The organism is Deltaproteobacteria bacterium, assembly GCA_016874755.1.
Taxonomy (GTDB): Bacteria; Desulfobacterota; Binatia; order UBA9968; family UBA9968; genus DP-20.
Genome location: VGTH01000025.1, coordinates 37,009 through 59,366, shown reverse-complemented (window position 1 = coordinate 59,366; position 22,358 = coordinate 37,009). Strand labels below are relative to the sequence as shown.

Here is a 22,358-nt window from a genome sequence, read left to right as displayed (position 1 = left end):
TGAGACGCGCGAATTCCGAGCGCAAGCGAGGACAGATGCCCGAGCTCCCCGACATCTCCATCTACATCGAAGCGCTAGAAGCGCGCCTGCTCCATCAGCCCATCGAAAAAATCCGCTTGGGCAATCCGTTCTTCCTGCGCTCCTTCGACCCGCCGATCCGCGCCGCCGAAGGAAAGCAGATCATTGGATTTCACCGCATCGGCAAGCGGATCGTCTTCGAGCTCGAAGGCGAACTCTTCCTGGTCTTCCACTTGATGATCACCGGGCGATTTCATTGGAAAAAGCGCGGCGTGGCGATCCCCCGCAAGTACGGCCATGCGGCGCTCGATTTTCCGATGGCGACGCTGCTCCTAACCGAGATGGGCACCAAGAAACGCGCCTCGCTGCACGTGGTCAAAGGCCGCGAGAATCTCAGGGCCCATAATCCCGGCGGATTGGAGATTTTCGAGATTGATTTGAATATCTTTCGCGCCGCGCTCACGCGCGAGAATCACACATTGAAACGAACTCTGACCGACTCCCATGTTTTCAGCGGCATCGGCAATGCCTACTCCGACGAAATCCTGCACCGAGCGAAGCTACCGCCAATCAAACAAACCAAGCATCTGAGCGAAGATGAAATCGAGCGGCTATTTCACGCCACACGCGATTGCATGGCGGAATGGATCGAGCGGCTGCGCCAAGACACGGGCAGCGAATTTCCCGAGCGGGTCACCGCCTTCCGCGACGACATGGCGGTGCACGGCAAATATCGCAAGCCCTGTCCGGTGTGCGGCTCGCCAGTGCAGCGGATTGTCTACGCCGAAAACGAGACCAACTACTGCCCAACCTGCCAAACCGGCGGCAGGCTGCTCGCCGACAGAAGTCTATCGCGCCTGCTCAAGGACGATTGGCCGCGCACGTTGGAGGAGATGGAAGAAGGAAAACGATAGTTTTATTTCCGCTCCTGCTCGATGAACTGCCGAATGAACTTTCCTAATTCCGGCGTTATCTGCGTCGCCCGTTGATACAGCCGGTCGCCGCGCTCGCCCAACTCGAAGCGCGGCCGAAAGCGCATGACTTTGACCGCGTCGGCCATATATTCATCATCCTTTGCCACGGCAGCGATGGCCTGTTTTAGCGCGTCCAGCGCTTCCTTCGGCGTGCCGGGCGGCGTGAGGATCGCCCGGGTCATATTGGTGCCGGCGATATTGGCGGCCTTCAGTGCCTCGTATTTGATGCCCGATGGCGGCTTGCCCATGACCTGAGTGAAGAACTTCGTGAACGAAAGCAGCTCGGGCACGTCCGGGCTGTCGGTGACACCGCCATCGGCGTCGATGACGTCGGCGTAGTAAAGCGGCGTCACCATTCCCGTCTTTACCATGTTGGGTTCCACCTGCGAGCGGTAGCCGGGCAGCGACTCGTCGTGATACTGCACTTCGTTGCGCTGCACGGCCAACCGCGCGTCGGCGCTAGAATTGTATCCGGTGACGTAGTCGTACTTCACTCCCAAAAGATCGAACGAGAGCCGGAAAGCGACGTCCTTGAAACTGTCATAACTCAAGCCGCCCGCCTTGAAGCGCTGCGCCTTACTCAGATCGGTGGGCGCCTTGATCCCCGGCGCGACGTCCGAACGCAGATAGCCCACTGTGATACCCTGGATCCCGGCGATGAAGCCATACTTCGATAGGTCGACGCGCAGCGCCGGATTGCGCACCTGCTGATGAAACAGTGCCGCGGTGAAATAGCCCAGCGTCAGGCCATCCGGTTTGGCGATCTGGCCGAGATAGTTAGTGCCGATGACGCCGCCCGCTCCGGAAATATTCTGCACCACGACGTTCGGATTGCCCGCCAAATTCCGGGCGAGATGGCGCGCCATCAACCGTCCTTCGACGTCGGTCGGACCGCCGGCCGCGTAGTTGATCAAGACCGTAAGCGTCTTGCCTTGATAGAAAGGTTTTTCGGCCGTCGGACTCTGCCCTGCACCCACGACGACGAAACAACAACCCATGACGAATCGACAAATCCATGAAAGGCGACAGCGCATGACTTTGCTCCTTTCGCTCGGTCGCTCAGGACGTTCTACATAACTTGTTCCTCGCTCTGCAAGTTTGGAAAATGGCGTCCGCGAATCGACCTCACTTCGGCGATTTCTTGAGATGCTGCCCAAAGAACGCCATCACTTCGCGGGCGCTATCGTCCCACGCGTCACGGTCGCCGCCAGTGGTGGCGCCGCGCCCCGTGGGGGCATTGGCGTTAACGCGTTCCGGATTAAATCGCACCGGCGTGTTGCTGTCGAAGGCATGATGCGCGCCGGGATAGATCTTGATCGATACCGAGTTGCCCGCTTGGCGCGCGCTCTCACTCAGCCTGCGGCAAGGTTCGGCAGGCGTCCAGTCGTCCAACTCGCCGGTTAGAATCAAGAGCGGCGCTATCGACTTATACACACCAAAGTAGTTGATTGTGGCGGCCTTGGGCTGGCGCACGGCGCGCCACTGGCCGATCTGACCTGTGCAGCCGGGGTAGAACGCTATCGCCGCTGTAAAGCCATCGCGCTTTTCTCGTGCGAGGGGCTCGCTCTCCCGCTCCGCGGCGACCATCGAGAACAACGTCGTCGTGCCACCATGCGAGCCGCCCATGATGCCGACGCGCGCGCCATCGACGTAGGGCAACGTTCTGACAAAAGCCAATATCGCATAGGCATCTGCTACTCTGCGTGCAGGCGCGACATCGTTTCTGCTCGGCGATGGGTTAGTGCAAACGCCCCCAGGATGACCGCGCGTCGAGAAGCTGTCCGGCAGCGCGACGACGTATCCTCGATCCACCAACTCCCGCGCCCAGCGCATTGGCGAACCGCTCGAGCGCGGCCCCAAGCCACTGCAATCGTACATGATCACCACCGCAGGGAACGGGCCTGCTCCATCCGGCTTCAACGTTTGCGTGGGAATTTGCTCGGCAGCACCGGTAGTAGAGGTGACCGGCACATTGGCGGTGGTCGCACAACCGGAAAGCAACAAACAACCAAAAATGAGACTGAGCAAAGCTTTCATAGCTTCCTTTCCAACCGACCCGACCATATTCCCGAGCCAATGGAATTGCTAGCCAAATATTTCAGGCCGCTGCGCCACGCGTGCCCCAGCGAATCGGAGTTCCCGCTCCACCACTTTGGAGAAAAGCGACAGCAGTCGATTCGGCAACTGAGCCGCCGGATCGAGACCGACGGCGGGTGACAGCGCCAGCGCAGCTTGGTAGATCGCTTCGATTGTTGAAAGACACTCCAGACGCGGCTGCAGCCGCACTCGGAACGCCGAGGGAGCGGCCATCTCGAAGGTAAAATGCGGCAGGCCTTTGAGGTTGGGGCTTTGATTCACCGTCTTCTTAGCCGTGCTCCAAGTCCCGTCGACGACAAAAACCGTGAGTCGTTTGCCGCTGGGAACGAAACTCCGCAGACCGTCCGCCGACATGATCGAGAGATTGGCCGCACGCGCGCTCGGATAAAGCAGCACACAATGGCGATTTGCGTCGCCCAAGAGGGCGTTCACCCGATGATCGTCATTGAACCGATGCCCCATCCACAGACGCGAGTTCTCCAAACACAAATGCGCCATACGTCCGGTGGTAATCCGCCGTTTTTTGACTTCTTTGGGATGAATCAAAATGACGAAATCGATGTTGAGATCGACCTTCTCGATCCACGCGCAATAGCAAGCAAACTCGGGCTGGAGACAGGTCGTGCAGCGGTGCCGCAGAGGCAGGGCAGCTCGGCAAAATCGTTCTCGTTGTTCCCTATAGGCTTTGAGATTCACGGTAACATGTGGGCGCAAATCTTCCCATCGCGCACTGCACAAGCAAAGGTGCCGGGCGCGTGGCTATGCCAATCATGAAGATTCGCTGATCTCCGAAATGCCTCCTCCAGAAACTAACATAGGCGAGGCATGTTGGCAGCACTGCTCAAGAACTTCCGTTGACAGCACGAGCGCCATCGCGGTAAACATCAGCCGTTTCGCTCGTCGAAAGGATTGCGCAATGGAACTGGAGCTGCTCGACTACAAGATTCAGACCCTGCAGTGGGGCGAGCACACACGGCTCGACGGCAATACGCTGACCTTGTCGCGCGCCGATCTGCAGCAGCAGATTCAAAACCTCACCCACGGCATTCCCATCGACGTTCAATTGGTGCGACCGGGCGAAGCCACGCGCATTGTCCACGTGCTCGACACAGTGATGCCGATCGCCAAACTTTCCGGCACAGGAGAAACTTTTCCTGGCTTCGAAGGCGCGGCGGAACTGGTCGGCACCGGCCAGACCGTTCGCATTCCGAACTTGCTTGTTACCGTCGCGGGACGTTTCCCTCACTTTGAAGACCTCAGTCCCATCGAAAAACAGCGCGAAGGCATTCTCGACATGAGCGGCATTGGCGCGCCTTATTCCTACGGCTCCGATTGCTTTCATCTGGTCTTGTCGCTAGCACCCGACGCTTCTGTTTCTAATGCCGGTTTCGACAACGCGCTGCGGCTCATGGCACTCCGCTGCGCGCGGTTCATCGCCACCTCACGAAAAATCGACAGCCAGCCAGAGCGCCGCGTCGTTTCGTTGAATTCGGTAGATGGCAAGTTGCCCAAGGTCGTCTTGATCTATCAAGTGCAAAGCCAAGTGATGGGCGCGCGCACTTTTTACTATGGCGAGGAAGTTTCGCGCACCCTGCCGACCTTCGTCCATCCGGCCGAATTCTTCGACGGCGCCATCGTCAGCGGCAATTTCAAGACCGAGCGCAAGCTGCCGACTTCATTGCATTGCGACAATCTGTTCATTTGGGAGCTGCTAAATCGCCACGGCAAGGCCCTCGACTTTCGCGGCGTGATTCTGTCGCGCGGCTACAACGACAGCCTCGAGCAGAAAAAGAAGATGGGATTGTGGGTGGCACGCCTGGCGAAGAATCTTGGCGCGGAAGGCGCCGTCGCATTCATGGAAGGCACCGGCAACGGCACCGTCGACTTCATGCAGACCGTCAAAGCCTGCGAAGATCAGGGCATCAAGACCGCTGCCGTGCTGCACGAGTCCAACGGGCCGAAAGGCTACGAGCGGCCGCTGGTCGATCATCCGCAGGAAGCCGACGGCATGATCAGCCGCGGCAACGTGTCGGAGAAAATTTACATTCCGCCGTTAAGAACGGTCATCGGCGGACCGCTGATCGATTTGCATTTGAAAGCCACCCACGACGCCCGTGAACCGTTTCTCTTCGACCCGACGATCTTCTTCGGCTCCTATAGCAAAATGGGCATGAGTGGCTTTCGCGCGGCGTATGAGAGCTAGGACTCACCACAGAGGCGCGGAGAATACAGAGTTCGGATAAGCATAATCTCTCGCAGGAGCGCAGAGGGCGCAGAGTTTTGGAGAAGAATGACTCACCACGAAGGCACGAAGGACACCAAGTTCGGAGCAAGAATATTCTCGCGCACAGGCGCAGAGACCGCAGAGTAAAGAGGATTAACTAGTTTTAGTCTCTGGCACTTGGCGTCCCTTGCGCCTTTGCGCGAGAATATTTCTGCTCCGAAACTCTGCGCCTCTGCGCGCGACTATCCGAAGGAGAATTGCCGATGACAAAAATCCTCCACTATCTAAATCAGTTTTTCGGTGGCATCGGCGGCGAAGACAAGGCCGGCCAGGATGTCGTGTTTCGCCCCCACGCCGTCGGCATCGGTGCGGAGATCGAAAGGAGCCTGCCAGCGCACGGCGTCGACTACGCGACGCTTATCTGCGGCGACAACTATTTTCACGAGCAGGAAAACGCTGCCCTAGATGCCATGGGCGCGGCCATCGACAAATTCAAACCGGACTTTTTCATCGCCGGGCCGGCGTTCAACGCCGGCCGCTACGGCATCGCCTGCGCCAAAGTTTGTAGCTGGGTGCGCGATTATTGGCAGATTCCAACCATCACCGGCATGCACGAGAGCAACCCCGGCACGCAGGAGATCGGCCGGCAGGTTTTCGTTCTGCAAACCGGCGCATCGACAGCGGCCATGGCGGAGACTCTCAAGCGGATTTCGTCGCTGCTGGAGCTGGTAATCAAGAAAGATAACAAAGCCACAGAGGATTTCCGTGCCGAGCATTGCCTGTCGATTCCGCGCCGTTTCACCGTGCGCACCCACAAAGCCGATTACGCGCGCGCCGTCGACGTCATGATGGCCAAACTCGCCGGTCAGCCCTATGAGGGTGAGATTCCGCAGTTCAAATCCGAAGCGCATAAGGTTCCCAATCTCACCGGCAGTCTCAAGGACGCGACAATCGCACTCGTCACCGAAGGCGGGTTAGTTCCTAGAGGTAATCCGGATCGGTTGGAGAGCTCGCGCGGCTCGCGCTACTTCAAATATTCGGTCGCCGGGATAGACGATCTCAAAGCCGGGCAGTATCAAGCCATGCACACCGGCTATGACACCTCCACGGTCGACCAAGACCCGGACCGCATCGTGCCGCTCGATGCCATGCGCGCGCTGGAGAAATCGCAGCGCTTCAAAACACTGCACGACCAATATTACGTCACCACCGGCACCGGCGCCATGCCGAGCAAAATGGCCGAGCTCGGCGCCGGCATTGCAGGTGAGCTAGTCAGCTCCGGAGTGAATGCTGTTATCTTAACAGCCACGTGAGGGACCGGCACTCGTAGCGGCGCTACGATCGCAAAGGAGATTGAGAAGCAAGGCATCCCGGTGGTGCTTGTCACGTGCTTAACCAACGTCGCCGCCCAGGTAGGCGTCGGCCGCGTGCTATCAGGAAACAAGTTTCACTACCCGGTGGGACAACCGGAATTGCCGCCCGAGGAAGAAAAACGCTGGCGTGTGGCGCTGCTGGAAAAAGCCCTGGCGGCGTTGGAGACCAAGGTTAACTAGCCTCGCGCCGCGGCAAACTACTCTCGTGATTCGCCCACCCTTTGGTTTTTCAATGCTTCGAGTTGCGCCTCCAATTCTGGCGTCGCTAGACTTGGTCCAAGGGACCGTCGTGCCGGCGCGGCGGTTCGCTCTACTTCCCGATCGGTCTGCGTCGATTCAGATGTCGGCTTCGTCGGCTCCACTGGTTTAGGCATTGGCGGATTGGCTATCGCAATGGGTGTCGGCCTCGGCAAAATGGCCGCGGCCGGCGCTGGCTCCTGCCGCGGCGGTACCGATACGGGTTTTGGCGGCTCTTTTGACGCGCCATTATTCGTGGCAGTCGCGGCCGGCTCCACTACCGTGGTTACCTTCTCCGCTTCGCTGGCGGCGACAGCGTCTGCGACCTGCAACTCCGTGGGCATAAAAGTAGTCGGTTCAGGGCGAGTTGACACCGCGGTTTGCTTTTCAGAACCCGGCCCACTCGCCAGCGTCGCCGGCATTGTGGATGGATCAACAGCACCGGAGGTAAACGTTAGCACGGACACGAAGACGGCAGCGGCGAACAGACACGCGGGGAATACCGCATCGTAGAGTGGCGCGCTGCGTTGCACCGCTTCTACCGCGGGCCGTGTTGGCGAATGATCGCTCGATGGAATGACCGCATCTTCACTTTCAACGGCAAACTCCATCCGTGGTTCGAGGCAGAACAACGGGTCGGGACGCCGGTGGTCCACCGCGGGCGCGGCGTTTTTTTGCAATACCATGCCGCGCAGCAAACGCTGATAGCGCCACATTTTCTTTTCGTCCGCCTCTCGCTCGGCGGCATCGTAGCACGTCTGGTAGATCTGATGGACAACGTCGCGCTCGTCATCGCTCAGTTCGCGGAGAATCCCTAGTGCGTCGATGCGCTGTTCGAGCTGCCACGGCCCCTGCGCCATGATATCGAGCAGCAGGCGTCTTATTTCGCTGCAGCGGTCGGGCGGGGTTTCGTTGGGACGTTGGCTAACGGTCTCGGATTCAAAGGCTTGACGGGCAGACTGATTCATCATTGAGAAAGCTCCTCAATGATGAAGATCGGTCAAAACGGGCGAAAATTAAGCTGCCAAAGAAATCCATGGAGCAGCAAGACAGTTCGAGAAATTTGCAGCGGATTGTGGGAATCAACACGCAGGAAAACCGACAGAGACTGTGCTCTGCCGGCCTTCTTTGTCTTGGCGCTACCCCTCGATAGACGCGTTGCGCTATTCGGGGGAAGGGATTTCATCCTGACTACAACCGGAAAAATCTCTTCGCGTTGCCGCCTAACACCGCCGCTTTCTGCGCCATTGTTAAATCCGGCCGCTCGACGGTGCCGTGGATCATTTCCTTGGCGGCGACCAAGTCGACCTCATGCGGATAGTCCGAAGCGTACGAGAATGCGTCGTTACCGCATTGCTGCAACACGTAGGGCAGTATCCACTCGTTGCCTTCGCAGCCGACCAAAACTTGGCCGCTCGAAAGATAGTCGTTCAAACTGCGCGCATGTCCTGTGCTGGTCGTGTAGACATTGTCGTCGCGATCCATGCGGTCCTTGAGCAGCAACACCCAAGCGCAGCCGCCTTCGAAAAAGCCGATGCGCAGGTCTTTATAGCGGTCCATCACGCCGTGATAGACGAGCGCGACAAACTCCAACGCCAGCGGCATCGGATGGCGCAACACACGCGACGCCCAAGGATCGGTGAATGTGTCCTGCCCCAGGCCGATGCCCGAGCCACCGTGAATGCCCAACACACAGCCGAGGTTCGCCGCCTCTTCATAAATTGGCAAGTAGTAATCGTGGCCAAGATGCAGCGGCAAGCCGCGCGACGGCAGCATGGCGCCCGGCAGTTTCAAATCGACCACCAGCCGGCGCAATTCTTTTTTCGCTTCTTTGACGTCCTGCATCGCGATCAAACCCATCGGATGGAGCCGCTTGTCGACCTTCCTGTAGCGCTCGGACACATAGTCGTTAAAAGCACGGCAGATGCGGGTTGCGTAGTCCGCTTGCTGAAAGAACCCGGCCGCCAACCCTTCCGAGGGAAACAAGACCGCCTGCTCCACTGAGGCTTTTTCCAAGAACGCGACCCAATCCTCGCCCGAGCCCTTGCGGTGACTACTCGCGTCGACGCGCGGGCGGCGCGGTGCTTCCACCTCGCCGGACTTTTTCACATTGCGCGGATAGTGAATATTGTCCAAGCTCGCGAACACACCCTGGCGATTGCGCGTCGGATGGAGCGCCACTTCGCGGTCGATTGGGTCCATGAACGGGACCATTTCCGGAATCGACTCGATGATGTGTCCGTCACAATCGAAGACGGCGATATTGTCTGCCATGTTGTTACCTCCCATTAGTTCTGATCGGTCCGATCCAAAGCAGCCATTTGCACTAACTCAAGTCGCCTCGGGCGAGCTCCACTGCAAATGCCGTTCGAGAAAATCGCTTACCAACGGCCACGACAACTCGGCAGTGTGCGCGTTGTAGCCGGGTGCGCCAGGGTCGACATAGCCGTGACCGCCGAATGGGAAGAAATGCCATTCGCTCGACTGCCCGTTGTTCTTGAACGCCTGCCACATGCATTCCTGGGCTTCCATGTTAGTTGTCACGTCTTCGGCCCCGTAGAGGTTGATCGATGGACATCTAAATTTTTTCACCGCCACGCTCGGATGCACCGGCCGCATCGGACTATCAGGCTCCATGCGCACGGTCGGATAGTAGCCCACGAAACAGCGCACCTCTTCAGGAACCGAGGCAACGAAGTGGATCGCAATCCGCCCACCCATGCAGTAGCCGCACACCGCGACGCGATTCCTGTTGACGCTGGGCTGTTTCAAGAGAAATCGCCAGCCCTCCGTCAGCACGCGGGTAAACTCCGGGTCGGCGGTTTTCGCTTGAATTTGTGAGCCGGTAACAATGTGGGTTTCCGATGGGAAGCCCAGTTGTTCAAACACATTGACTGCGAAGGTCGTATAACCCAGCCTGGCGAACTTGCGGGTTTCGGTTTTGATATACTCACCCAATCCACCCTTAGGATGAATCATGTACAGCGCCGGTCCGGGCTCGCTGCGCTCGGGCATGGATAGATAGCCGGCGACGCCGTCCTTTGCCGTGGTAAACGATTTCTCGATGATCCGCATGTGCGCACGCTCCTCGATTGTTTCCGATTCCTAACATGATCGCGGCACACCGGTAAAGGCCTGCCCGCGGCGCCGCTAGTGAATTTTTTCAAGTCGCGTGGACGAGGCGTTGCTGACATGATAAGTGAAGAAACGTCTCTGCCACATCGTCCAAGCAAATATTTTCCAAGGAGGTAAACTATGGCGACGAAGTCCGACTTTTCTCCCGATGAATGGAAAACACTGGTCGCTGCGGCACCGATGGCGGGGCTGGCAGTCACCTGTGCGAGCCCCAATGGGCCATTGGGCGTCATGAAAGAAATGTTTTCGATGGGCATGGCTTTGGCCGAGCTCGTGCAGAAAGGCAGCGCCAATCCGCTGCTGTCGGCGCTCATCGCGGACATCAAAGAGCGTGCGACCAAACCCGAGCCCCCACCCGACATCAAAGATCCGGAGCAGGGCAAACAAGCCGCGCTAGCGCAGTTAAAAAGCGTAGCTGCATTGCTTGATAAAAAGGCGCCGGGAGATGCCGGTGAATTTAAGGGCTGGCTCGTCACCGTCGCTCAGCGTGTCGCCGAGGCCTCCAATGAAGGCGGCTTTTTCGGCATCGGCGGCCAGAAGGTATCCGAAGCCGAGAAGCAAACGATCAATCAGATCGCCTTCAATCTCGGCATGCCGCGAACCTAGCGAGTTCACACTAACCGCCATCCAGTGGCGACAAAACCAAGGAGGACCCAAGGGACTGTTATCTTTTATCAAAGACGCCGGCCAACGGCTCTTCGGCCATAAAGAAGTTGAAAAGGCGGCTGCCGATTCGAGCCCAAACTTAGACCAGTTGAACGCCGCCGCGGGCGAGGCGATTCTAAAATATATCCAATCGCAGAATCTTACGGCGACCGATCTTAGCGTGAGCTTCGACGGCGCCAGCGGCTACGTCAATGTCGCCGGCGTCGCGCCCGATCAAGCAACCAAAGAAAAGATTTTGCTCTGCTGCGGCAACGTCGCGGGTGTAGCCGGAGTCGATGACAACATGACCGTCGAAAGCAGCGAACCCGAAGCACAATACTACACCGTGGTCAGCGGCGACATGCTCTCGAAAATTTCCCGGGACTACTACGGCGACCCGAACAAGTACAATACTATTTTCGAGGCCAACCGGCCGATGTTGACCCATCCGGACAAGATCTATCCGGGGCAGATGCTGCGCATCCCTGCGCAGGCGTAAAGCAAATCATTTACGGTGGAGGAGTGTGCTAATGGCGGATGAACACGAAGGTAACGAAGCAACCGGCCCGATGCGCTGGATTCCCTGGTTAGTCGGCGTTGCGGTGCTGATATGGCTCGCAGCGATGTGCGGTAGAGACGGCCACCCGCCGCAGCAAGCCAGCGCGCCGGCACCGGCTCCGGCGCCTGCTCCCGCGCCCACCCCTGCCCCGGCGCCCGAGCCGGTTGCAGCAGTGCCGGCACCGGCGATTCCGGCTGCCGCCAAAGTTTACTTCGCTTTAGGCGCCGCCGCGGTGCCTAAAGGAACACCGGACACGTTGAAAGACATCGTCGCGTATCTGAAAACCAACACTGCAAGCAAAGCGGTGATTTCCGGCTACCACGACCCGACTGGCAACAAAGCGCAAAATGAAGAGCTGGCAAAGAACCGTGCCAAGACCGTGCGTGAAGCCCTTCAAAAAGCCGGCATCGGCGAGGACCGAGTGGTCATGCAAAAACCCCAGGAAACAACGGGAACGGGCAACGACGCGGAAGCACGCCGCGTCGAAGTGAGTATCCAGCAATAGCGGCGATTCATGAATCGTCCAATCCGAAGAGGGATAAACCACGAAAAGCACGAAACTCACGAAATGGGATTCGCAAGAATTTCTTTTTCGTGATTTTCGTGTGTTTCGTGGTGCTTTCCGAATCTCCCTTTGCGATTACAACATTACAACGCGGCTCTCTTTTCTATCGCCACACGCACCGCTCGTAAAATTTCTTCGTAGCCCGCGCAGCGACATAGATTTCCTGAAAGATATTCTTTGATCTCATCATCGCTCGGATTGGGGTTTTCCTCCAAGAGCGATTTCACCGCAAGCACAAACCCCGGCGTGCAATAGGCGCACTGCAGCGCTCGTTCCTGCACGAACGCTTCTTGAATGTAGTGCAGTTTCTCGCCCTGCTCCAGGCCTTCAAGCGTGGTAATTTCTTTGCCGACCGCGCGCACGGCAAGCAAAAAACACGAGCTCACTGGCGCGCCGTCCATCAACACCGTGCAGGAGCCGCACGCGCCCACGCCGCAGCTCTCGCGCACGCTGTAGAGCTTTAACCGGTCGCGCAGCACTTCGAGCAGAGTGTCCGCATCGTCGACGGTCAGTTTCCACTCGATCTTGTTTACCCTAAGAGTGATCTCGCGTTTCATACAAATTCGCTAAATCGTGCGCGCACCTACAATTCCGGACTCTTGTTTGCGCTTTTTGCGGTCAAAAATCCCTGCGGCCTCTGCGCCTCAGCGCGAGATCATTTCTTCTCCGCCAGCGCCCGCAGCACGCGCTCCGGCGTCAGCGGCAAATCGCGCACGCGCACGCCGACGGCGTCGTGAATCGCGTTCGCCAGCGCCGGCGCAACCGTCAGGGCGCCGGTTTCTCCGGCGCCTTTAGCGCCGAACGGTCCTTCTTCGTGCGGCACCTGCACGACGATTGGTTTGATGAATTCCGGCATGTCTTTGAACGAGGCAAATTGATAATCGAGCAGCGAGCCGTTGATCAACTGGCCCTGATCGAAAATCATCTCTTCGAACATCGACAGGCCCATGTGCATGATCGCCGCGCTTTGCAGCTGCTGTTCGCAGTGGCGCGGGTTGATCGCGGTGCCGGTGTCGCCGACGCTCCAGAGCTGGAGAACTTTCACCTGGCCGGTTTCGGTGTCGACTTCGACTTCCGCCGCAGTGGCGGAGGGGAACCAATATTCCGTGCATTTCTCCGACTGGCCGGTCTCTGGGTCCATGTGCGCCGCGGTTGGCTGGCACACCGCTTCGGCGGCGAGCGTCGTGCCCATGCTGCCGAACTTGGCGAGAAAAATTTCGCCGACGCTCATGCCGCGCTCTTCCAAACCACGCACGTAGACGCGTCCCTTGCCGGCGACCAAATCGTCGGGCGCGACCTCCAGCTTCGACGCCACGACTTCACACAATTGCGCTTTGACTTTTGCCGCTGCCATGCGCACGGCGTTCCCCATGTGATAAGTTGACCGGCTGCCGGCGGTGATGGTGTCGTAGGGCGTGACGTCGGTGTCGGGCTGTACGATGTGCACCTGCTCGAACGAGATGCCCAACTCTTCGGCGACGATTTGGCTCATGGTCGCCTCGGAGCCCTGGCCCATTTCCACCGTGCTGCTCAAAACGCTGGCGCTGCCATCGGCGTTGAGAATCACGATGGCGCCGGAAATCGACGGCGTTAGCACCGCCTTCACGCCCGCGGCAATGCCCTTACCGCGCCGTTTGGTACCGCTCTGCGGCGATTGCGGCTTACCCCAATCGATCGCCTTGGCCGCCTCACGAATCGCTTGTTTGATGCCGAACGAACGCACCGCCGTGCCGGTGGCGAAGGATTCGCCTTCGTCGAGCGCCGGCTTCAAGCGGAACTCCACCGGGTCGACGCCAAGCTCGCGCGCAATCAAATCGGTTTGCGAATCGTAGGCCCAGATCACCTGCGGCACACCAAAGCCGCGAAACGCGCCGGCGGGAACCTTGTTGGTATAAACACAGTAAGAATCGATCCAGACGTTGGGAATTTTGTACGGCCCCGCCGACGTGTAGCCGGACTTGTGGCCGATGCGCGGGCCGATCTCGGCGTAGGCGCCGGTATCCCAGAAGACTTCGCATTTGCGCGCGGTGATGGCGCCGTTCTTGATCGCGGTTTTGATTTTGCTGACCACCTTATGCTTGGTGATCGTCAAGAACTCTTCTTCGCGCGTCAGCGCATAGCGCACCGGCTTTTTGGTGATCAACGCCAAGATCGTGCAGAGCGGCTCGAGCTTGGCATATAGCTTGGCGCCGTAGCCGCCGCCGAGATAGGGCACGCGCACGCGAATGCGGTTCATTGGAATGCCAAAGGTCGCCGAAATCTCCGTGCGCACGTAGGACGGCGATTGGCTCGCGGTCCAAATATTCAGCCGTTCATGCTCATCGAAGTAAGCCAGCGTGACATGCGGTTCCATCGGCACATGCTGCGCCGGTGGCGAGCTAAACGTGTCTTCAAAAACCCGATCGGCTTCAGCGAAGGCTTTGTCGACATCGCCGAGTCGGAGTTTGAATTGATAGCAGATGTTCGACGCCTGCCCCGCCTTTACATGGGCGAGATCGGCAAAGGCCTTGGCCGGCCGGTGCTGTTCATGCACCAGCGGTGAACCGGGTTTCACCGCGTCGAGGACATCGTGCGCTGCCGGTAATGCTTCATAGTCGACTTCGACCAACTGCAATGCGTCTTCCGCCGTGCGCTGATCGACGGCGGCCACGGCAACCACCGGGTCACCGGCATAGCAGGCCTTCTCGACACAGAGAATCGGCTGATCGCGAAACGCCGGCCCAAAATGCGGATCGATGCCCGGCATCTTGGCGATCTCAGCACCGGTCAGCACCACTGCGACGCCAGGCAGCGCTTCCCCTTTGGCTTTATCGATGCGCGTGATGCGCGCATGCGCATAGGGACTGCGCAGTACGGCGACGTGCAGCATGCCCGGCATCTCGATGTTGCCAACGTGCAAAGCGCGGCCGCGCACTTTGGGATTGCCGTCTTTGCGATAGACGGACTGTCCGACAACGTTCAGATTTGCCATGCCGCTTCTCTCATGTGATCATGCTGAGCTTGTCGAAGCATGTTCCACTCTTAGCTGTTCAACTCCGCGAGGGTGCGCTTGACAAACACTCGCGCAACTTTTCGCTTGTACCATTCCGAGCCGCGAATATCCGAAGACGGCGAGATTTGGCTGTCGACAACATCCGCGATCTTTTCCGCCACGTCTGCGCTAAGATTTTGATCGCGGACGAATTCCAGCCCGCAAATCAGCAGCGGCGTCGCCGCCAGACCGCCCACTGCCAAGCGCAATTCCGCCGCGCGGCCATTTTGCTTCGTCAGCAATCCCGCCACACTCAGACAAGGCCAATCGTTCGCCGACAACGAGCTAAAGCGCAGATAAGCGGTCTTACTGTTCGCCGGTGCATTGGGAATTTTGACATCCGCGAGAATCTCGCCAGACTCCAATGCGGTCTCGTACATGCCGCGAAAAAAGTCTTTAAGCGCAATCTTGCGCGCGCCGCGCGCGCCATGTGCGGTCGCTTCAGCGCCAAGCACGAGCAGCGGCGGCGGCGGATCGAGCCGATAATCGGCGTGGGCCAAATTCCCCCCGACCGACGCTGTCTGGCGCACGCGCACATTGCCGATCTTGCTGAACGCCTCGGCGACCATGGGAAACAACTCGCGAATCACCGGCGACAATTCGACCATCCGATGCGTCGCCATGGCGCCAATGCGCACGCCATCGGCTTCACGAGTAATCTGATTGAGCGCGGGGATCGTCTGCAAATCGACCAGATAGGGATAATGCAGCGCGCGCTGCTTCATCAGAATAACCAGCGTCGTGCCGCCGCCAAGCACCCGCGCGTCATCGCCATGCTTGCGCAAAAGCTCACTCGCCTCAACCAGCGAGCGCGGCTGCAAAAGCTCAAAAGACCGGATCGTCATGACTTTGTGGTTCTATCCCTCGGCGGGGTGAGAATCAAGGAAAAGAAGCGCGGACATTCCGGTCCGCATAGTTGCTCTCAGCATTTCAAGCTGGTTTTTGCGTAGGAAGAAATTTCAGCGTAGAATTTGGCTCATGCCACCGAAAATCTACATCGACGGCCAGGCCGGCACGACGGCGCTGCGGATTCGCGAATGGCTCGCTGGGCGCAGCGATCTTGAGGTCATCACGCTGCCCGAAGCGCTGCGCAAAGATGCGGCGGCGCGCCAGAAGGCGCTGCAAGATGCGGCGATCGTTTTGCTTTGCTTGCCGGACGACGCAGCCAAGGAGGCGGCGCAGTGGCTCGCCGATACGCCGGTGCGGATTCTCGACGCTAGCACCGCCCATCGCGTCACCGAGGGTTGGGTTTATGGTTTGCCGGAATTGATCAGAGGTCAGCGCGAGCAGATTGCCAAAGCCAAGCGGGTGGCCAACCCGGGCTGCTATGCGTCCGCGGTGATTCTCCTCACGCGGCCGCTGGTCGATGCCGGGCTTCTCACGCCGGACACAGCGCTATCGATTCACGCACTGTCAGGCTATTCCGGCGGCGGCCGGTCGATGATCGAGAAATGGGAAGACAGCAAAGGCCGGCTCATTCACCTGCCGCACGAAGCGCCCTATAGCATCGGCAAGCTCCACAAACATATTCCCGAGATCATGCGCTACACGACCCTCGCCACTGAGCCGCAGTTTCTCCCCAACGTCGGCCCTTTTCGCTGCGGTATGCGCGTGCAAATCATGATTCCGGCCACGGCACTGCCGAAATCAGACTCAGGCAAGGCGATGTGGGAAACTTTAGCCGGGCGCTACGACAAGGAGACGTTCATTGACGTCGAGCCGCTGACCGATGCGACGGAGTCTGACGAATTCAGCTTCGACCCGCAGGAGCTCAACGACACCAATCGTATTTCCCTGCGCGTGCTGCCGCACTCCTCTGGCCACGTGATCCTGACGGCGCGTCTGGACAATCTCGGCAAAGGCGCCGCCGGCGTGGCGATTCAGAACTTGAATTTGATGCTGAGGGTGGCCGAGAACACGGGGTTGCCGGCGTAGCGCTGTGCTACTTTGCCGGCGATTTCTTTTTCGGCTGCGCAACCGCTTTCAACTCCGCTTCAATAACCTGCTGAAAGACTTCGAACGGCTGGGCGCCGATCAAAAGCTTTTCATTGACAAAAAACATCGGCGTGCCGCGCCCGCCAAGATAGGATGCCGTCATGGTCTCGCGCTCGACCTTTTCTTTGATTTTGGTCGACTGCAAACATCTGGCGAACTCCGCCGGCTCTAGCTTGATTTCATCGGCTATTTTCTTGAGATTTTTCTCCGCGACAAAGCCCTTGCCGAGATTGCTGAAGAGCTTGTCGTGATAGGGCCAAAACTTATTCTGTTCACCCGCGCAAACACTAGCTTCGGCAGCCGCTTGAGAAGGCTTGCCAAAAATCGCGAAATGGCGGTAAACGAAGCGCGCTTTGCCGGTTTCGATGTAAGATTCTTTTAGCTTTGGCAGCGTCTCGGCCCAGAACTTTTTGCAGTAGCCGCACTGAAAATCGGAGAATTCGGTGATCGTCACCGGCGCATCGGCGGCGCCGATCGAGGGATCTTTGCCAAGACCGGCCAAAAGATCTTTGGCCAGATAACCCTGTGCCAACGCCGTCGCACTACTCCAGCAAGCCGCAAACAGAACGACAGCTATCGCCCAAACAAACGGCCCCACGTTTGCGCTCATTCGATCGCGCCGTCCCATCGGTCACTTACCTTTGTTAAAGATCTCATCAAAGCGCGCCACCGTGTCGTTGTAATTCTCGATCATGCCTTCGGGCCGCGCCGGATAGAGGTTCAACCCCCTGGTCAAACTCGGCGGATCGGGCAGCACATCCGGCCGCGCCGGCACGCGCCGGTGGCTGCGCAAAATATTCTGGCCTTCCTTCGAGAGCGTGAAGTCGACAAAGAGCCGCGCAGTGTTCGGATGCGGTGCTTTATCAGGAATGGAAATAGCATTGATGGCCGTGATCGTCGGCCCTTTGAAGCGCACCCACTCGATGGGCGCGCCGGTGGCTTTCATGCGCTCGACTCGGTTCGAATAGACCACCGTAGCAATCGCCGACTCTCCAGCCGCCACCAGCTGCGCTAGCAGCGTGTGCCCTTTGCGCATTTGCAGATTCTGCGCGGCAAACTTGCGCATGGAATCGAGCCCCTTGTCGCGCCCCATGAGTTGCAGCGTGTGATAGAACCATTGGTACTCTTCGGTCTCCAGGCTGATCAAACCTTTCCACCGCGGATGCAGCAAATCTTCGTAACTCGCCGGCACATCTTTGGCCGCCACCATCTTGGTGTTGTAACCGATGACATAGGGAATCTGGTAAAAAGCGCTCCAATGGCCCTGCGGATCTTTGAAGCCTTCGCCAAGCACTGCCGCTTCTTCTGATACATAGCGTGCCAAGGTGCCGGCGTTCTTGAGTTGGTACACCTGCACGATGCTGGTTTGAAAGACATCGGCCGCATGTTGGTTGGCGCGATATTCGACGAGAAAGCGCTGTTGAACTCTTTCGCCGCTGGAGCGAAAGATCTCGGTCTTGACGAATGGATATTTCCGGGTGAACTCTTTGGTGAAGACCGTGGCCTCATCGGTCTCCATGCCGGTGTATAAAACCAAGCGGCCTTCGCGCTTCGCACCTTCGATCACCTTGTCGCGATCCGGGGTCGCTGCTTGACCCAGCGCGACACAGATCAACAAGTAAAGGAAACTCAACGAAAGCATCTTTCGTGTCATGGCTTTCTCCAATGCCCGAGCATAGCCGTCGATGGCCCGTTGTCAACGACTAGCTGGAGCTTTGAGTCGGACTTTCCGTTTTCCGCTTTCCGCGTTTCCGCTTTGCCACCCTTCGCCTTGACAAAACCGCGCGACCTCTCTTATCGTCGCTGCCATCAAGCACGTTGAGGAAACGCCATGCCCGATTTCAAATTGATCTCCGCCGACAGCCACGTCAACGAGCCGCCCGCTGCCTGGGAGCGCGTGCAGAAAGAGTACGGCGAGCGCGCCCCCAAAGTCGTCAAGGACCCGCCGGGCAAGCCAAAGGGAATTTGGCTCGTCACCGGCGACCTGCCGCCGGTGGGGCTGTCGCACTATTCCAAAGGCCTCGCCGTGGGCAAGAACCGCGGCATCTCGGCCGTCGAGCAAGAAAAACATTTCGCGACGATCAGCTTCAACGAGAAATTTCGCTACGAAGATTACCCCGGCGGCTGGGAACCGAGCGCGCGGCTAAAGGACCAAGACACGGACGGGGTCGAGGCGGAAGTGCTTTTTTCCAGCGCCGTGCGCCAGCTTTACAGCATCGTCGACGAGCCATTTCAGCGAGCGATTTTTCAATCATACAATGCCTGGCTGCACGAGTTCTGCAGCTACAGTCCTAAGCGGCTGATCGGCCTGGCGCTCATTCCGATTCTTGACATGAAGCACACCGTCGCGGATATCCATCACTACGCCAAGCTCGGTTTTCGCGGTGTGCAAATCCCCACGCGCATCAAAGACAGCGGCTACTACGAACCCAAGTACGAGCCCATGTGGCAGGCGCTGGAAGAAACCGGCATGGTCGTCAACGTTCATACCAGCGTGATGCAGGGGGTCGCGCGCACCCATTACGAAGGACCGCGCGAAGAGGATCCGATCAAAGAGCCCATCGGCTTTGCCCGCAAACAGACCCCGGCGCAGCAATTTATCGGCAACATGATCTTGTCCGGCAATCTCGACCGCCATCCCAAGCTCAAACTCGTCTGCGCCGAGTTCGACGTCGGCTGGGTCGCCAATCTCGTCCAGCAAGTCGACTACTGGTTCGGCCGCGAGAGCACCTTCGACGCGGAAAAAAACATTAACAAACTGCCGCCCAGCGAATATTTCAAGACCAATATTTATTTCACCTACCAAGACGATCGCGCCGGCGTGCTAACGACTTCAGTCTACGGCGGAGATAACTTTCTGTGGGCGAGCGACTATCCGCATGGGGTAACGACTTGGCCGTATTCCAAGGAAACCGTCGACGAGAACTGTGAGGGGATCGCGCCTAACATCAAACGCAAACTCAACCGCGACAATGCCGCGAGGCTCTACAACGTCTAAATGAAGCGCAGCACAAGTCGCGACAAACTGCGACATGCGAGCTTATCTAAATCACAAAGTGTAGCCAAATTGTTGTTATACACGAGACGAGATGCAGGGAAATGACTGCACCGCGTGTACGGGTTTGCTTACCCATACGTCTCAACTATCAGAATTGTCGGAACATCCAGCACACGGCCGCGCTGGCACAGCGTTTGCCATCTTTAAAGCACAAAGAAATCACGAAGGTTCCCCATGTACATTCCCCGACTGGCGCATGTCGTCGCGGTCTTCACCGAACGATTCAGTCACACTTCATCGCTTGACACCAACAGGACGTCGGAAATCGAACCGCAATATAACAGATTGGGTGGACCGAGCGCGGGCACCGACAATCTGCCGGACAATCTGCTGCAGACTCACATCTGGCATCAGTCGCTCATCAGCTGTCCGCGTTGTGCGAAGAACCGGGTTACGCGCTCGCCGCGCATCGGCGTAACGGAAAAAATGCTCAGCGCCGCTTACGTTTACCCCTTCGTCTGCCGCTCTTGCCATTACCGGTTTCGCTGGTTGGTCTGGGGCAAGCGCTACGCGCGCTCGCGCCCGAGCTTCTAGCCGGCTCGCGGCGCTTATGATTCGCCGTTGCGATCGCGCACGGCCTGGACCGCCTCCAAACAGCCCACGCACATGTACGCGGCGTGCGGCAAAAATACCAGCTCATCGCTCTCGCGCTCTTCCATGCAGATACCGCACAAGCGCTCCTCAGTGGACGCGGCCGGTGGGTCGTTTTCCTTGAGGTTTTCTTTGACCAATATCTGGTCGCAAAGATCGACGCACTCATCGCAAATGTGCACCGACGGACCGGCGATCAACTTGCGCACTTCGTTCTGTGTCTTGCTGCAAAACGAACACACCGCCATTTGCGTATCGTCTTTGACCCGCGGCACCACGGCTTCCCATTTGTCGCCGTAGGCTTTCTTCAAGGTTTCATCGAGTGCCGTGCCGATTTGAAAAAGCTGGCGCGCGATCTCATTGCGGCGCGGCGGGCTTTTCGATTCGAGAAAATTCGTCACTGCCTGCTGAAACGTCCGCAGCGCAGCGCCGTACTTTTGGCCGCAGATCAAGTCGGCGCAGGCATCGAAGCCAGAGTGGGACCGAGCCATAGTTGCTCCTCTCCGCAGTAAGCTGGTGTGCGAAAAACCTTCCCGACGGACATCAACAAACTCCCGCACGGACGAGTTCGACAGCGGCCTGGCGACGTAAATCGATCACCGCCACCTGGTCGGCGCTCTCGCAGCCGACAAAGGCCAGTTCGCCGTCAGCGCTGAACGCGATGTGCGCCGGCGCGGCACCGACCGGCAAGCGCGCCCGCGTTTCGCATTTAGCCGCGTCAATGAGGTCGACGCTGGCCTCGCCAGTGTTCGACACGACAATCCACTTGCCATCCGGACTCGGCGCAAAGAAATGCGGGTAAATGCCGACGGGAATAGTCGCGACGACCTGATGATTTTTACAATCCCAAACCGTCAGATCGTCAGAAGCAAAATTGGCCACGTAGCCATGACGACCGTCCGGGCTCAGTGCCGGCAGATGGGCTCCCACACCGGCCGGAATCGTTGCGACCACTTCGTGATTCGCCGTGTCAATGACGGTGACATCATTCGAGACGGTATTCGCCACGTAGGCGTAGCGGCTCTCCGGGTCAAAAGCGATATGTCCTGGCGCCAACCCGACTTTGACTTCCGCCCGAGTGGAATAATCGCCGCCATCGATCACGGTCACCGTGTGGGACGCCGAGTTCGGTTGATAGGCCCACCGACCGTTGGGCGCAACCGCGACATCGTGGGGCGCAAGACCGACCGGAACGGTTGCTTTAAATTCACCGGCTGCGCTCAGAATCGTTACGGCTCTGTCGGGACCGCTCGGCAAATAAACCGATTGGCCGTCCGGCGCGACGCACGGCAGCAACGGGCGCGTTCCCGTCGCTGCGGTCGCAATCACATGGTCGTCTTCGGTATCGATAATCGTCACATCATTCGAATCGGCATTGGCAACATAGAGCCGCGACCCATCGTGCGCTAATTCGAGATGCGAAGGTTCGTCGCCCACTGCGATGTGCCGAAGCACGTTGCGGCTCGCGCCATCGATTACCGCCACACGATTTTCAGTCGTGTTGACGTAAATTCGGCCATCCGAATGGCAAGCGACCGAGTGGGCGCCACGCAAGCCCAGACGCGGCGTCGAACCATCCGGCCGCAACACCAGCGTGTGGCGATCTCCGTCACGCTCCAGCGCCACACGATAGCCGCGCTCCAACAGCGACACATATTGCCGCACCGGCAGCGCGCCCATACGGGCGCGCACCTCGGCGCCTTGGCCGCGCAGCCGCAGATACTGCTGCTTGAGCTCATCGACCTGCTGGTCGGCCGAGAACGATGAAAGATCGAGCGAGATGGCCATGCCGGGGAAATTGGAGTGATGGAGTATTGGCGTAATAGGGTTCGGACCCAACACTCCGTTACTCCATC

The 22,358-nt window shown here is 58.5% G+C and carries 24 protein-coding genes; 10 read left to right on the top strand and 14 right to left on the bottom strand.

What is annotated here, in order from left to right; translation table 11 throughout:
- Positions 1-35: 35 nt before the first annotated feature.
- Entirely contained in the window at positions 36-932 is an 897-nt protein-coding gene (locus FJ145_15955; protein MBM4262910.1) for a formamidopyrimidine-DNA glycosylase, read from the top strand.
- 2 nt (positions 933-934) lie between these two features.
- On the opposite strand, the gene FJ145_15950 is transcribed toward FJ145_15955, so the two are convergent.
- The 3 genes from FJ145_15950 to FJ145_15940 all read right to left on the bottom strand — a co-directional run bounded on the left by FJ145_15950 (position 935) and on the right by FJ145_15940 (position 3,827).
- Positions 935-2,026, bottom strand: a complete 1,092-nt coding sequence (locus FJ145_15950) for a hypothetical protein (protein ID MBM4262909.1) — start codon at positions 2,024-2,026, stop codon at positions 935-937.
- Between the two features lie 91 nt (positions 2,027-2,117).
- On the bottom strand, positions 2,118-3,056 hold the full coding sequence (locus FJ145_15945; GenBank protein ID MBM4262908.1) for a dienelactone hydrolase family protein: 939 nt from the start codon (positions 3,054-3,056) through the stop codon (positions 2,118-2,120).
- A gap of 21 nt (positions 3,057-3,077) precedes the next feature.
- Positions 3,078-3,827, bottom strand: a complete 750-nt coding sequence (locus FJ145_15940; GenBank protein MBM4262907.1) for a DTW domain-containing protein — start codon at positions 3,825-3,827, stop codon at positions 3,078-3,080.
- A gap of 55 nt (positions 3,828-3,882) precedes the next feature.
- Here FJ145_15940 and FJ145_15935 point away from each other — a divergent pair, with 55 nt between their 5' ends.
- From FJ145_15935 to FJ145_15925, 3 genes are all read left to right on the top strand, one after another.
- Positions 3,883-5,292: a hypothetical protein gene (locus tag FJ145_15935; GenBank protein MBM4262906.1), complete on the top strand. Its 1,410-nt coding sequence runs from the start codon at positions 3,883-3,885 to the stop codon at positions 5,290-5,292.
- A 284-nt stretch (positions 5,293-5,576) separates the two neighbouring features.
- On the top strand, positions 5,577-6,626 hold the full coding sequence (locus FJ145_15930) for a glycine/betaine/sarcosine/D-proline family reductase selenoprotein B (protein ID MBM4262905.1): 1,050 nt from the start codon (positions 5,577-5,579) through the stop codon (positions 6,624-6,626).
- Between the two features lie 60 nt (positions 6,627-6,686).
- Entirely contained in the window at positions 6,687-6,866 is a 180-nt protein-coding gene (locus FJ145_15925) for a hypothetical protein (GenBank protein MBM4262904.1), read from the top strand.
- A gap of 17 nt (positions 6,867-6,883) precedes the next feature.
- Here the strand turns inward: FJ145_15925 and FJ145_15920 are convergent, their stop codons facing one another.
- The 3 genes from FJ145_15920 to FJ145_15910 all read right to left on the bottom strand — a co-directional run bounded on the left by FJ145_15920 (position 6,884) and on the right by FJ145_15910 (position 9,998).
- Positions 6,884-7,894 carry a hypothetical protein gene (locus FJ145_15920; GenBank protein MBM4262903.1) on the bottom strand — a complete coding sequence of 337 codons (1,011 nt, stop codon included), beginning with the start codon at positions 7,892-7,894 and terminating at the stop codon, positions 6,884-6,886.
- Between the two features lie 220 nt (positions 7,895-8,114).
- Entirely contained in the window at positions 8,115-9,212 is a 1,098-nt protein-coding gene (locus FJ145_15915) for an amidohydrolase (protein MBM4262902.1), read from the bottom strand.
- 42 nt (positions 9,213-9,254) lie between these two features.
- Positions 9,255-9,998 carry a hypothetical protein gene (locus FJ145_15910; protein MBM4262901.1) on the bottom strand — a complete coding sequence of 248 codons (744 nt, stop codon included), beginning with the start codon at positions 9,996-9,998 and terminating at the stop codon, positions 9,255-9,257.
- A gap of 180 nt (positions 9,999-10,178) precedes the next feature.
- Here FJ145_15910 and FJ145_15905 point away from each other — a divergent pair, with 180 nt between their 5' ends.
- Together FJ145_15905 and lysM are read left to right on the top strand one after the other, a co-directional pair.
- Positions 10,179-10,664: a hypothetical protein gene (locus FJ145_15905; protein ID MBM4262900.1), complete on the top strand. Its 486-nt coding sequence runs from the start codon at positions 10,179-10,181 to the stop codon at positions 10,662-10,664.
- The gene (lysM, locus tag FJ145_15900) at positions 10,564-11,202 is read left to right on the top strand and encodes a peptidoglycan-binding protein LysM (protein MBM4262899.1); all 639 of its coding nucleotides are present in this window, start codon (positions 10,564-10,566) and stop codon (positions 11,200-11,202) included. Before FJ145_15905 ends, lysM begins: the two co-directional genes overlap by 101 nt.
- A gap of 6 nt (positions 11,203-11,208) precedes the next feature.
- Here the strand turns inward: lysM and FJ145_15895 are convergent, their stop codons facing one another.
- The gene (locus FJ145_15895) at positions 11,209-11,466 is read right to left on the bottom strand and encodes a hypothetical protein (protein ID MBM4262898.1); all 258 of its coding nucleotides are present in this window, start codon (positions 11,464-11,466) and stop codon (positions 11,209-11,211) included.
- Between FJ145_15895 and FJ145_15890 the strand changes: the two genes are divergently transcribed.
- On the top strand, positions 11,435-11,767 hold the full coding sequence (locus FJ145_15890) for an OmpA family protein (protein MBM4262897.1): 333 nt from the start codon (positions 11,435-11,437) through the stop codon (positions 11,765-11,767). The genes FJ145_15895 and FJ145_15890 overlap by 32 nt on opposite strands.
- Before the next feature lie 143 nt (positions 11,768-11,910).
- On the opposite strand, the gene FJ145_15885 is transcribed toward FJ145_15890, so the two are convergent.
- The 3 genes from FJ145_15885 to FJ145_15875 form a co-directional block, all read right to left on the bottom strand.
- On the bottom strand, positions 11,911-12,384 hold the full coding sequence (locus FJ145_15885) for a (2Fe-2S)-binding protein (GenBank protein MBM4262896.1): 474 nt from the start codon (positions 12,382-12,384) through the stop codon (positions 11,911-11,913).
- A gap of 98 nt (positions 12,385-12,482) precedes the next feature.
- The gene (locus FJ145_15880; protein ID MBM4262895.1) at positions 12,483-14,798 is read right to left on the bottom strand and encodes a xanthine dehydrogenase family protein molybdopterin-binding subunit; all 2,316 of its coding nucleotides are present in this window, start codon (positions 14,796-14,798) and stop codon (positions 12,483-12,485) included.
- A 50-nt stretch (positions 14,799-14,848) separates the two neighbouring features.
- The gene (locus FJ145_15875) at positions 14,849-15,703 is read right to left on the bottom strand and encodes a xanthine dehydrogenase family protein subunit M (protein ID MBM4262894.1); all 855 of its coding nucleotides are present in this window, start codon (positions 15,701-15,703) and stop codon (positions 14,849-14,851) included.
- Positions 15,704-15,836: 133 nt separating this feature from the next.
- On the opposite strand from FJ145_15875, the gene argC reads away from it, so the two are divergent.
- Positions 15,837-16,793 (top strand): N-acetyl-gamma-glutamyl-phosphate reductase, encoded by a 957-nt coding sequence (argC, locus tag FJ145_15870; GenBank protein MBM4262893.1) that lies wholly within the window; start codon positions 15,837-15,839, stop codon positions 16,791-16,793.
- 7 nt (positions 16,794-16,800) lie between these two features.
- Here the strand turns inward: argC and FJ145_15865 are convergent, their stop codons facing one another.
- On the bottom strand, positions 16,801-17,481 hold the full coding sequence (locus FJ145_15865; GenBank protein ID MBM4262892.1) for a DsbA family protein: 681 nt from the start codon (positions 17,479-17,481) through the stop codon (positions 16,801-16,803).
- Positions 17,482-17,484: 3 nt separating this feature from the next.
- Positions 17,485-18,507 carry an extracellular solute-binding protein gene (locus FJ145_15860; GenBank protein ID MBM4262891.1) on the bottom strand — a complete coding sequence of 341 codons (1,023 nt, stop codon included), beginning with the start codon at positions 18,505-18,507 and terminating at the stop codon, positions 17,485-17,487.
- Between the two features lie 177 nt (positions 18,508-18,684).
- Between FJ145_15860 and FJ145_15855 the strand changes: the two genes are divergently transcribed.
- Both FJ145_15855 and FJ145_15850 read left to right on the top strand, forming a co-directional pair.
- Positions 18,685-19,851, top strand: coding sequence for an amidohydrolase (locus FJ145_15855; GenBank protein ID MBM4262890.1), 1,167 nt, complete (start codon positions 18,685-18,687; stop codon positions 19,849-19,851).
- Between the two features lie 234 nt (positions 19,852-20,085).
- Entirely contained in the window at positions 20,086-20,445 is a 360-nt protein-coding gene (locus tag FJ145_15850; protein ID MBM4262889.1) for a hypothetical protein, read from the top strand.
- A gap of 14 nt (positions 20,446-20,459) precedes the next feature.
- Here the strand turns inward: FJ145_15850 and FJ145_15845 are convergent, their stop codons facing one another.
- Both FJ145_15845 and FJ145_15840 read right to left on the bottom strand, forming a co-directional pair.
- A complete protein-coding gene (locus FJ145_15845) occupies positions 20,460-20,750 on the bottom strand; it encodes a hypothetical protein (protein MBM4262888.1) in 291 nt (96 codons plus the stop codon).
- A gap of 295 nt (positions 20,751-21,045) precedes the next feature.
- Positions 21,046-22,344, bottom strand: coding sequence for a hypothetical protein (locus FJ145_15840; GenBank protein MBM4262887.1), 1,299 nt, complete (start codon positions 22,342-22,344; stop codon positions 21,046-21,048).
- Positions 22,345-22,358 lie beyond the last annotated feature (14 nt).